Source organism: Synechococcus sp. OH2 (assembly GCF_047462155.1).
GTDB lineage: Bacteria > Cyanobacteriota > Cyanobacteriia > Thermostichales > Thermostichaceae > Thermostichus.
In genome coordinates, this window is record NZ_JANSIR010000010.1 from 53,045 (window position 1) to 63,569 (window position 10,525).

10 protein-coding genes and 1 pseudogene are annotated in these 10,525 nt (G+C 62.0%); 6 read left to right on the plus strand and 5 right to left on the minus strand.

The genetic code is table 11. The features are described 5' to 3' along the window. From NW835_RS01000 to cysW, 5 genes are all read left to right on the plus strand, one after another. On the plus strand, positions 1–1,750 hold a 1,750-nt coding region (locus NW835_RS01000; RefSeq protein WP_414414286.1), incomplete at its 5' end, for a GNAT family N-acetyltransferase. An 89-nt stretch (positions 1,751–1,839) separates the two neighbouring features. Next, entirely contained in the window at positions 1,840–2,901 is a 1,062-nt protein-coding gene (locus NW835_RS01005; protein ID WP_414414287.1) for a sulfate ABC transporter substrate-binding protein, read from the plus strand. A 146-nt stretch (positions 2,902–3,047) separates the two neighbouring features. Beyond that, the gene (locus tag NW835_RS01010) at positions 3,048–4,127 is read left to right on the plus strand and encodes a sulfate/molybdate ABC transporter ATP-binding protein (RefSeq protein ID WP_414363939.1); all 1,080 of its coding nucleotides are present in this window, start codon (positions 3,048–3,050) and stop codon (positions 4,125–4,127) included. Positions 4,128–4,133: 6 nt separating this feature from the next. Continuing rightward, positions 4,134–4,946, plus strand: a complete 813-nt coding sequence (cysT, locus tag NW835_RS01015; protein WP_414414288.1) for a sulfate ABC transporter permease subunit CysT — start codon at positions 4,134–4,136, stop codon at positions 4,944–4,946. After that, entirely contained in the window at positions 4,936–5,775 is an 840-nt protein-coding gene (cysW, locus tag NW835_RS01020) for a sulfate ABC transporter permease subunit CysW (protein ID WP_414335334.1), read from the plus strand. Before cysT ends, cysW begins: the two co-directional genes overlap by 11 nt. Before the next feature lie 102 nt (positions 5,776–5,877). Here cysW and msrA read toward each other — a convergent pair whose 3' ends face one another. The 3 genes from msrA to sfsA all read right to left on the minus strand — a co-directional run bounded on the left by msrA (position 5,878) and on the right by sfsA (position 8,172). Next, positions 5,878–6,546, minus strand: coding sequence for a peptide-methionine (S)-S-oxide reductase MsrA (msrA, locus tag NW835_RS01025; protein ID WP_414335345.1), 669 nt, complete (start codon positions 6,544–6,546; stop codon positions 5,878–5,880). Positions 6,547–6,642: 96 nt separating this feature from the next. Further along, a complete protein-coding gene (gene xth / locus NW835_RS01030; protein WP_414363937.1) occupies positions 6,643–7,428 on the minus strand; it encodes an exodeoxyribonuclease III in 786 nt (261 codons plus the stop codon). A 24-nt stretch (positions 7,429–7,452) separates the two neighbouring features. Beyond that, on the minus strand, positions 7,453–8,172 hold the full coding sequence (sfsA, locus tag NW835_RS01035; RefSeq protein WP_414414289.1) for a DNA/RNA nuclease SfsA: 720 nt from the start codon (positions 8,170–8,172) through the stop codon (positions 7,453–7,455). A gap of 192 nt (positions 8,173–8,364) precedes the next feature. Between sfsA and NW835_RS01040 the strand changes: the two genes are divergently transcribed. Beyond that, entirely contained in the window at positions 8,365–8,961 is a 597-nt protein-coding gene (locus tag NW835_RS01040) for an NYN domain-containing protein (protein ID WP_414363936.1), read from the plus strand. Between the two features lie 35 nt (positions 8,962–8,996). Here the strand turns inward: NW835_RS01040 and cbiE are convergent, their stop codons facing one another. Together cbiE and NW835_RS01050 are read right to left on the minus strand one after the other, a co-directional pair. Beyond that, positions 8,997–10,244, minus strand: a complete 1,248-nt coding sequence (gene cbiE / locus NW835_RS01045; protein WP_414414290.1) for a precorrin-6y C5,15-methyltransferase (decarboxylating) subunit CbiE — start codon at positions 10,242–10,244, stop codon at positions 8,997–8,999. Further along, positions 10,245–10,525 (minus strand): annotated as a pseudogene (locus tag NW835_RS01050) (hypothetical protein); the annotation flags it as partial.

Below are 10,525 nucleotides of genomic sequence, written 5' to 3' on the forward strand. Positions count from 1 at the left end.
CACCCTCATCCGCGCCGGGGGATCCCTGGCCCAGCTCTCTCCCCAAACCCTGGAGCAGCTTAACTCCATCCTGCCGCCCCACTGGAGCCACGGCAATCCCATTGATATTTTGGGCGACGCCGGGCCGGAGCGCTTTGCCCAGGCGCTGGAGATCGTGCTGCGGGATCCCGCCAGCCAGGGCTGTTTGGTGATCCTCACCCCCCAGGCAATGACGGATCCCACCGCCACTGCTGCCAAGGTGGTGGAGACCTGGCGGCACAGCGGCTCCCGCCAACCCATCCTGGCCAGTTGGATGGGGGGAGACTTGGTGGATGCCGGCGAGCAGATCCTTAACCAAGCGGGGATCCCCACCTACCGCTATCCGGATCAGGCGGCACGGGTGTTCAGCTATCTGTGGCGCTTTAGCGACAACCTCAAGGCCCTCTACGAAACTCCCACTCTGCTCCCTGCAACAGCGGTCGAGCGCGAGAGGGTGCAACCCATCCTCGGCCAAGCCCGGCAGCAAGGTCGCCGGCTCTTAACCGAGGTCGAGTCCAAGGAGATCCTGGCCGCCTACGGGATCCCAGTGGTGCCCACGCGGGTGGCCAAGAGCCCAGAAGCGGCGGTAGAGGCCGCCGCACAAATGGGCTACCCGGTGGTGCTGAAGCTCTACTCCCATACCCTCACCCACAAGAGTGACGTGGGCGGCGTCCAGCTCAACCTGCCCGATGCCGAAGCGGTGCGGCGGGCCTTCGCCCAGATTCTCCGCAACGTCAGCGAGAAAGCAGGGCCAGAGCACTTCCAAGGGGTGACGGTGCAGCCGATGATCCGCACCGACGGCTACGAGCTGATCCTGGGCAGCAGCGAGGATCCCCAGTTTGGGCCGGTGTTGCTGTTTGGCAGCGGCGGCCAACTGGTGGAGGTGTTCCAGGATCGCGCCATTGGCCTTCCCCCCCTCAACACCACCTTGGCGCGCCGCCTGATGGAGAATACCCTCATCTACAAGGCCCTCAAGGGGGTGCGGGGGCGCCGAGCCGTCAATCTGGAAGCGCTGGAACAGCTTTTGGTGCGCTTCAGCCAACTGGTGGCCGAACAGCGGCAGATCCAAGAGATCGACATCAACCCCCTGCTGGCCTCGGGCGAGCAACTGCTGGCTTTGGATGCCCGCGTCATTTTGCGCTCGGAGCAAGAACCACCCGTGCCGTTGGCCATCCGCCCCTACCCCAGCCAGTACAGTTGGCCCTTCCGCGAGGGCATCACCATCCGCCCCATCCGTCCCGAAGACGAGCTGCTGGTGATCCAGTTTCACCGCCACGTCTCCGACTACAGCATCTACCTGCGCTACTTCCACCCCATCAAATACAGCGCCCGCATCGCCCACGAGCGCTTGGTTCGCATCTGCTTTAACGACTACGACCGCGAGATCGCCCTGGTGGCGGAAAAACAGGAGCCAGAAGCTACAATCCTCGGCATCAGCCGCCTCTCCAAAAAACACGGCCTTCCCGAAGAAGCCGAGTTTGCCCTGTTGGTGGCGGATCCCTACCAAAGACAGGGGATCGGCACGGAGCTGCTGACCCGCCTGATTCAGGTGGCCCGCTGCGAAGGGATCCGGCGCCTCACCGGCGAGGTGCTCAGCGAAAACGAGGGCATGCGCCGCCTCTGCAGGCGCTTGGGGTTCCAGCTGCTCCCTTCTCCAGAGGATCCCGGCCTCCTCAGGGCCACGCTGGATCTTGCTGCCGATGCGGCGCTTCCCACCCCCTGCCCTGCCTAGGGATCCCTGGCCCTAAAGACGGTCTGCCGACCGGCTGACCGTAGAATGGATCCCTGCCGTTCAACCTTTAGGTTCTTGGGGAGAGCGGAATGGGGGTGGCTGTGAAGAGGGAAGGGACAGGGGGGATCCCCTCACCTGTCGCGGTGGCCTGGTCGGGGAGAGTGGGGCGGTGGCTGGCGGTGGGATCCCTCCTCCTAGGACTTCTGCTGGGGCTGGGCGGCTGCGGGGTGGGATCCCAGAGGGAAGTGAGGATTCTCCTAGCTTCTTTTGCGGTGACCCGCGATGCCTACCAGCAGATCATCCCTGCCTTTGAGGCCCACTGGCTGGCCCAGACCGGCCAACAGGTGCGCGTAGAAAGCAGCTATGCCGGCTCGGCCACACAAGCGCGGGCGGTCATTGACGGGCTGGATGCCGATGTGGTGGCTCTGGCCCTGGGCCTGGATGTGGAGCGCCTTGTGGCTGCCGGTCTCATTCGACCGGGCTGGGAAAGCCGCACGCCCAACCAAGGGATCGTCACCCGCTCAGTGGCGGCAATCGTCACGCGGCAGGGCAACCCCCACGCTATCCACTCTTGGCTGGATCTGGCCCGGCCCGGCTTGCAGGTGGTTACCGCCAACCCCAAAACCTCAGGGGGCGCCCGCTGGAACTTTTTGGCCCTCTGGAGTGCTGTCCCTGAACCCCAGGCCCTGGCCTTCACCACCCAGGTCTACAAAAATGTCCGCGTTCTGCCACGGGACTCGCGGGAGGCTACGGATGTCTTTTTCCAAAAAGGGCAGGGGGATGCCCTGCTCACCTACGAACAGGAGGTGATCCTGGCCGGCCTGCGCGGCCAGCCCTTGCCCTACGTGGTGCCGGATCCCAACATTTCCATCGACAACCCCGTAGCCGTGGTGGATGCCACGGTGGAGCGAAAAGGAACCCGCGCCGTGGCCGAAGCCTTTGTGAACTACCTGTTTACTCCAGAAGCGCAACGGGCCTTTGCCGAGGTGGGTTTCCGTCCGGTGGAGCCGACGGTGGCGCAAGAGTTTGCCTGGCGGTACCCTCCCATTGAGAAGCTGGTAACCGTTGCCGATCTGGGCGGCTGGGAAGCAATCCAAAACCGCTTCTTTGCCGATGGGGCTGTGTTTGACCGCATCCAAGCTGGGTTGTAGGGAGCCTCCCTTGTTTTGCATCCCCATTCAAGGTATGCTGGGAGCAGTATCAACGGTTTGTTGACAGGTTTACCGTAGATTAGAGGCTCCCTACCTCCTCAGGGATAGGCAGCGCCATCCGGCCAACCCTTAGCTAGGCAGAACCTATGGGCATCACCATTGCAGGGGTATCGAAGCGTTTTGGCCAGTTTCAGGCTCTCCACCCTACGGATCTCACCATTCCCACGGGATCCCTGGTTGCCCTGTTGGGACCGTCGGGTTCCGGCAAATCTACCCTCTTGCGCCTGATTGCCGGCCTAGAAAAGCCGGACACGGGGCGGATTTTCCTCACCGGGCGGGATGCCACCCATGCCAGCGTCCAGGAGCGCAACGTTGGCTTTGTCTTCCAGCACTACGCCCTGTTCAAGCACATGACGGTGCGGCAGAACATCGCCTTTGGCCTGGAGATCCGCAAAGCTTCGCGGGCTGAGATCCGGGCACGGGTGGACGAGCTGCTGGAGCTGGTGCAACTGTCGGGGTTGGGGGATCGCTACCCCTCACAGCTTTCGGGGGGACAGCGGCAGCGGGTGGCTCTGGCCCGCGCCTTGGCGGTGGAGCCGCAGGTGTTGCTCCTGGATGAGCCCTTTGGGGCGCTGGATGCCAGAGTGCGCAAGGAGCTGCGCCAGTGGCTGCGGCGCCTGCACGACGAGGTACACGTCACCACCGTCTTGGTCACCCACGACCAAGAGGAAGCCATGGAGGTGGCCGACCAGATTGTGGTCATGAACCAGGGGCGGATCGAACAGGTGGGATCCCCTGCCGAGATCTACGATCACCCGGCCACTCCCTTTGTCATGAGCTTCATCGGCCCGGTCAACGAGCTCTCTCCCCGCTCCCTGTTATCTTGCCAGCTTCCCGAGGCCCAGGCGGGCCCGCACCAGCTCTTCTTGCGCCCCCACGATGTGCAGATCGAGGTCAACCCCAATAGCAGCGGCGTCTCGGCTTGGGTCAAAGAGATCATCCACCTGGGGCGGGAGATCCAGGCGGAGCTGATTCTCAGCGATGGCGGATCCCTGTGGGCCCACCTCAGCCGCGAGCAATATGCCAGCCAGCCGCTGCAGGTGGGGCAGCAGGTCTATGTCCGCCCCAAGGTGGTCAAGGCCTTTCCCCTCAAAAAAAACGATAAGAAAACTGCCATGACCCCGCTGGCAATGGCGGGACGGAGTCCGATGTCGCTGGGAGCTTGAGGAAAGTTGCAGCAAGCCGGGTTTCAACTGTCTTGGCCGTGGCGGCTGAGCTTGGGCTATCTCTTCCTAATGTTGGCCTTGCCGCTGGCGGCCTTGATCGCCAAGTCCAGCAGCGTCGGCTGGGCGGAGTTCTGGCGGATCGCGACGGATCCGGTGGCCCTCTCCGCCTATGAGGTTACTTTTGTAACCGCGCTGCTGGCGGCTTTGGTTAACGGCGTAATGGGCACCCTGACGGCTTGGGTGTTGGTGCGCTACGCCTTCCCCGGCAAAAAGCTCCTCGAGGGGTTGATCGATCTGCCCTTTGCCCTGCCCACGGCTGTGGCCGGCCTCACCCTGGCAACCGTTTACAGCAGCAACGGCTGGATTGGATCCCTTTTGGCCCCCTTGGGGATCCGCATTGCCTTTACCCGGCTGGGGGTGGGGGTGGCGATGCTGTTTATCTCTTTTCCCTTTGTGGTGCGGACGGTACAGCCGGTGCTGCAGGAGCTGGAACGAGATGTGGAAGAGGCGGCCTGGAGCTTGGGCGCCTCCCGCTGGCAGACCTTCTGGCGGGTGGTGCTGCCCCAGATTTTGCCCGCCCTTTTGACCGGCGTGGCCCTAGGGTTTTCCCGTGCTGTGGGTGAATATGGCTCCATTGTTATCATCGCCTCTAGCATCCCCTTCCGGGATCTCATCGCGGCAGTGCTGGTGATCCAGCGGCTGGAACAGTACGACTATGCCGGGGCAACGGTGATCGGGACGGCGATGCTGGGGATCTCGTTCTTGTCGCTGGTGGTGATTAACCTTCTGCAAGCCTGGGGAAGTCGCCATGAAACCTGACGGGATAGCGGGTGTCCAACCGGAGCCATCGACAAACCCTTGGCTGTCGGGCCTGTTGATCGGCATTGTCGGGCTCTACATCGCCCTGCTGCTTGGGATCCCGGTGGTGAACATCTTTTATCAGGCGTTTCGAGAAGGGATCCCAGCTTTTCTCCAGCACCTGACCGAGCGGGAGCTGCTCAGCGCCCTCCGATTGACGGTGCTGACGGCGCTGGTTGTTGTTCCCCTCAATACTTTTTTTGGCCTCTGCGCCGCCTTGGCCTTGGCTCGCCGCCGTTTTCCGGGGCGGGCTTTGCTGCTCAGCTTGATCGATCTGCCTTTTTCCATTTCCCCGGTGGTGGCCGGCCTGATGCTGGTGCTCCTCTTTGGCCGTCAGGGTTGGCTGGGATCCTGGAACCTGCGGGTCATCTTTGCCTTTCCGGGCATTGTGCTGGCCACGGCTTTCATCACGCTCCCTTTTGTGGTGCGGGAGGTACTGCCGGTGTTGGAAGAGGCCGGCAGCGAGGAAGAAGAAGCCGCCAAAACCCTGGGGGCCAATTCCTGGCAGATCTTCTGGCGCATCACCCTACCCAACATCCGCTGGGGACTCCTGTACGGGGTCATCCTGACCAATGCCCGCGCCATGGGGGAGTTCGGCGCTGTCGCGGTGGTCTCTGGCAACATCATTGGCCGCACCCAGACCCTTCCCTTATTTGTGGAAGATGCCTACCGCAGCTATGCCACGGGCTCGGCCTATGCGGCGGCAGTGGTGCTCTCCTTGCTGGCGGTGGTAACCCTGGTGGCCAAGGAGCTGCTGGAGCGGGGATCCCCTTCCCGCCGCATCTTCTAGAGGTCTGTTGGGATCCTTGCAATCAACGCTCTAACCCTCTCTCCCTGAGGGAGAGGGGCCAGGGGTGAGGGCAGCCATGACCGCCATCGGCCAGGGTGTGGCTTAGACAGACTCGGTGAGGATCTCGGGCAGACAAACCTGGGTGCCCCCCAGGCCGCAGTAGCCGCGTGGGTTTTTGGCCAGGTACTGCTGGTGGTAGTCTTCGGCGTAGTAGAACTCTGGGGCGTCCAGGATCTCAGTGGTGATTTGGCCGTAGCCGTGGGCGCTCAGAGCCTGCTGGTAGAGATCGCGGGTTTTTTCCGCCAGCTCCCGTTGTGCCGGGGAATAGACGTAGATGCCGGAGCGATACTGGGTGCCCACATCATTGCCCTGGCGCATCCCTTGGGTGGGATCGTGGTTTTCCCAAAACACCTTCAAAAGCTGCAGGTAGCTAATCTGGCTGGGATCGTAAACCACCCGCACCACCTCGTTGTGGCCAGTCAAACCGGTGCAAACCTCCTCATAGGTGGGGTTGGGGGTATACCCGCCAGCGTAGCCCACGGCAGTGGTGAACACCCCGGGCAACTGCCAAAACTTGCGCTCCGCTCCCCAAAAGCAGCCCATGCCGAACAGGGCCAGCTCCATGCCCTCGGGAAAAGGGGGCTTTAGGGGCGTGCCCTTGACGTAGTGCCGGTTAACGATTGCCATTGGCTCGGAGCGGCCCGGCAAAGCCTCTTCCGGCGTGGGCAAGGTCAGCTTCTTGCTCAGTTTGCCAAAACCAAAGAGCGCCATGGCGGTAGCCCGATACATTCGTTAACATCTACCAGCCTAGCGTAGATAGCCGCTCTTGTCTCGAGAAAAGATTGGCAAGGGAGCGGCCTGGGGATTTCAGACCGCCAGCTCCACAACCACAGGGGCATGGTCGCTGGGCTTTTGTAGCCGCCGCGGCTCGACGTCGATCCAGCAGGCAGTGACCTTGTCCTGGAGCGGGGGAGAAAGGTAGAGGTGGTCGATGCGCCAGCCGCGATTCTTCTGAAACCCTCCGGCCCGGTAGTCCCACCAGCTAAAATGCCCGGGATCCGGGTTAAACTTGCGAAAGGCATCCTCAAACCCCAAAGCCAGGATCTCCCGCAGGGCCTGCCGTTCTGGCTCCGAGGCCATGATTTCTCCGGCCTTTTGGGGATCGTAGATATCGCGGTCTTCCAGGGCAATGTTAAAGTCCCCACAGAGCAAGATGGGATCCCCTTGGCTGAGGGCAACGGCCAGGTAGTCCTTCAGCGTGGCCAGCCAGCGCAACTTGTAGGCGTACTTGTCGGATCCCACCGCCTCGCCGTTGGGCACGTAGAGGTTGAGAATGCGGATCCCGTGGTAGAGGGCGCCGATCAGCCGCTTTTGCTCGTCCAGGTCTGCAGCCGCCGACAGCAGCGCGCCAAACCCCCGCTCCACCTTCTCCGGCACCTCCCGGCTAATTACGGCCACGCCGTTGTAGGACTTTTGCCCGTACACCTCCACATGAAAGCCTCGCTCCTCAAAGGGGGCGCGGGGAAAGTCCTCATCCACCACCTTGGTCTCCTGCAAGCAGAGCACATCCAGGGATCCCTGCTTGTCTAGCCAAGCCAAAACTTGCGGCAACCGGGTGCGAATGGAGTTGACATTCCAGGTGGCCACTTGCATAGCAGCAGGTTCCCAAGACAACGCTCAGGCCACCATTTTGGCCAAACCCAGGGGATGGATCCCCTGGGGCGAGACTGCGATCCGGTAGGGCAACACCTCGACCCCCGCCTGCAGCGCCTGGCGAAACAGATGGGCATAGCGGGGATCCCGTTCTGCGCCAGGGGCGAACTCGGTGCAATCGGCACGGTTGATCCAGTACAGCAGCAGAGCCCGCTGCCCTTGCCGGCGGATCTCAATCAAATCTTCCAGGTGTTTTTGCCCGCGAGTCGTCACCGTATCCGGGAAGAGGGCGCGGGATCCCACGGCCCAGGTGGTATTTTTAACCTCTAGGTAGGCCAAGCCAGAGTCTCCTATCAGCAGGAAGTCGATTTTGCTCCTGCCGCAGGTCACTTCCCGTTGCCAACGAGAAAACCCCGCCAACTGGGGAAACCACCCTTGTTCCAGCCCCCATTCCACCAGGCGATTGGGCAGGCCGGTGTTGATCCCCACCCACACTCCTTCCACCTGGATCATCTCCCAGGTGTAGGCCAATTTGCGCTTGGGATCGGGGTGATGGGAGAGGTACACAGGTGCCCCTACCTGGCAAACCCCCCTCATAGGCCCAGTGTTGGGGCAGTGAGCGGTTACCTGTTGCCCATTTTCCAGCTCCACCTCGGCAAAGAAGCGCTTGTAGCGGCTGCGCAACACCCCTCTGTGCAGGGAGGTCGGGAAACGATAGGGCAGCGCCCCCTGTTGGCCTGTCATTCGCAAGAGCTCTCCGATAAGTATTTTTTCTTTAGGATTTTGGAAGTCTTCCAGGGGTGGGGTGTTTCCTGCGCTAGGGTAAATGACGTATCTCCCCGGCCAGGGCCTTTTTTTGCCGATGCCTTGTTCCTATACCTCTCAATATCCTATCTTTTTCTATCCCTTTGCCAAAACTTGGAGAAGAAAGCCCGAATGTTGCGTCTTGATCCTGAGCCCGGCTTTCAGCCCCCGGATCCCTTCCAGGACAACCGCGGTCGCGTGGCCATCTTCATCGACGGATCCAACCTCTTCTATGCCGCCCTGCAGATGGGCATTGAGATCGACTACACCCGCCTGCTGAAGACGCTGACCGGCCGTTCTCCCCTTCTGCGCTCCTTTTTCTACACCGGCGTCGATCGCAACAACGAAAAGCAGCAGGGGTTTTTGCTCTGGATGCGTCGCAACGGCTACCGCGTGGTTACCAAAGAGCTGACCCAACTGCCCGATGGATCCAAGCGGGCCAACCTGGATGTGGAAATTGCTGTGGACATGTTGTCGCTGGTGCGTTGGTACGAGACGGCAGTGCTGGTGAGCGGCGATGGGGATTTGGCCTACGCGGTCAATGCCGTCAGCTACCAAGGGGCACGGGTGGAGGTGGTCAGCTTGCGTTCCATGACCAGTGACCAACTGATCAACTTGGCAGATCGCTACATCGACCTAGAATCCCTCAAAGACCAAATTAAGAAGACCAATCGCCCCTCCTATCTGTACCGACCCGGGTTCACCACCGACGAGGAGGATGAGGGGTAATTTTTCTCTCACCCCCCCACCCCAAAGGAGGGAGTTCAGCGAGATGGCAAAGTTGAAGGGATCCCCTGCAGCAGGTAAACGGGGTTAAGGGGGGCGAAGCGGGTGCCTTCTGCCAGGGCTGTGGAGCGGGAGATCTGGATGTGTTCTAGCCGCACCTGCCAGCCCTGCGAGCGCAGCCATTGCAGGGTTTCGCTGCAGGTTTCCAGGGTGGCAAAGTTGGCCACCAAGATCCCCTCAGGCCGCAGGCGGGCCGCCACCACCGGCAGCAGATCGCGGATCCCTTTGCCGCCTCCCCCCAGCAACACCCGATCCGGATCCGGCAAGTCGGCCAGCACCTGGGGCGCTGCCCCGGGGATCACGTGCAGGTTCTCCAGGCCGAAGCGTTGGCGGTTGCGCCGGATGAGACAAATACCCATGGCGTTGCGCTCAACGGCATAGACCTGGAGCTGGGGGGAGAGGCGGGCGATCTCTACGGCCACGGAGCCGGTGCCGGCCCCGACATCCCACACCACTCCCTGCCGCGGCAATTGCAAGGCCCCCAGGGTGAGCAGGCGGATGGGTTGCTTGGTGATCAGGCCGGGCTGGTCGGGAAAGGTGTGGAACTGATCGTCGGGGATCCCGACTAGGGGCCAGCGGCGGGGATCCGGTTCCGGGTCAACGCGGCGCAACACCACCAGATTGGGGCTGGGGAAGGCGGAGTTCTCACCTTCCTGCAGAGGCAGGATCTGCTCGTGGGGGGATCCCAGTTGGCTGCATACCCAGCCCTGGTAGCGCACCGGCAGCCGCAGGTCGGCAATGAACTGGGCCAAGCTGGCTGGCGTGTGCTCTGGGTCGGTAAGCACCACAATCACAGGGGATCCCTGTTTGAGAACGGGTTCCAACGGCTCCATTCCCCGCCCGTGCAGACTGAGAATGGTGGCCTCCTGCCAGGGGATCTGCAGGCGGTTGAGGGCCAACTGCACCGAGCTGACTTGGGGGTAAAAAGCCAGTTGCTCCGCCGGGAAATACTGGGTCAGCAGGCGCCCAATCCCAAAAAACAGGGGATCCCCGCTGGCCAATAAAACCAGGGATCCCTGTGCCAGCTCCTTTTGCAAAAGCGGGATCCAACTTTCCACCGATCCAGTAAGCCGGATCTGGCGAGCCGGATGGTCGGCAAAGTGCTGCAGCAGGCTGGGGGGCCCGGCCAGGGTTTGCGCTTGGGAGAGGGGGGTAATCGCCCAAGAGGCCACCGAGCCATCTCCAGCTACCCCTACGACCGCAAGCTGAGGCAACCGGCTCGCCATCTAGCGTTCGACAGGCGGGTGGTACTGGCGCATGTGGTTGAGAAAATCCAGGCGCAGCTCCGCTATCTCCCGCTGCATCTCCCGCATTTCCCGAATAAAGCCCAGATGAGCCTCGATCAGGCGGCCATCCCGCTCCCGAAATTGCTCCATCATCATGGCTTGCGCTTCCCTCAGCTCGGCAAACCCGGCCTGCATATCGCGGCGAGACTCCTGGATGGCCCTCTCCAGCTCATCTCCCCGCTCTTCGTTCTGGCGAATCCGCTCCTGGTTGTGCTGAATTA

Coding starts and splice junctions, on each gene's coding strand:
- NW835_RS01010 (WP_414363939.1), top strand. CDS start 3,048: ATGGGCATCACCATTGCAGGGGTATCGAAGCGTTTTGGCCAGTTTCAG.
- xth (WP_414363937.1), bottom strand. CDS start 7,428: ATGCAAGTGGCCACCTGGAATGTCAACTCCATTCGCACCCGGTTGCCG.
- NW835_RS01040 (WP_414363936.1), top strand. CDS start 8,365: ATGTTGCGTCTTGATCCTGAGCCCGGCTTTCAGCCCCCGGATCCCTTC.
- sfsA (WP_414414289.1), bottom strand. CDS start 8,172: ATGACAGGCCAACAGGGGGCGCTGCCCTATCGTTTCCCGACCTCCCTG.
- msrA (WP_414335345.1), bottom strand. CDS start 6,546: ATGGCGCTCTTTGGTTTTGGCAAACTGAGCAAGAAGCTGACCTTGCCC.
- cysW (WP_414335334.1), top strand. CDS start 4,936: ATGAAACCTGACGGGATAGCGGGTGTCCAACCGGAGCCATCGACAAAC.
- cbiE (WP_414414290.1), bottom strand. CDS start 10,244: ATGGCGAGCCGGTTGCCTCAGCTTGCGGTCGTAGGGGTAGCTGGAGAT.
- NW835_RS01005 (WP_414414287.1), top strand. CDS start 1,840: ATGGGGGTGGCTGTGAAGAGGGAAGGGACAGGGGGGATCCCCTCACCT.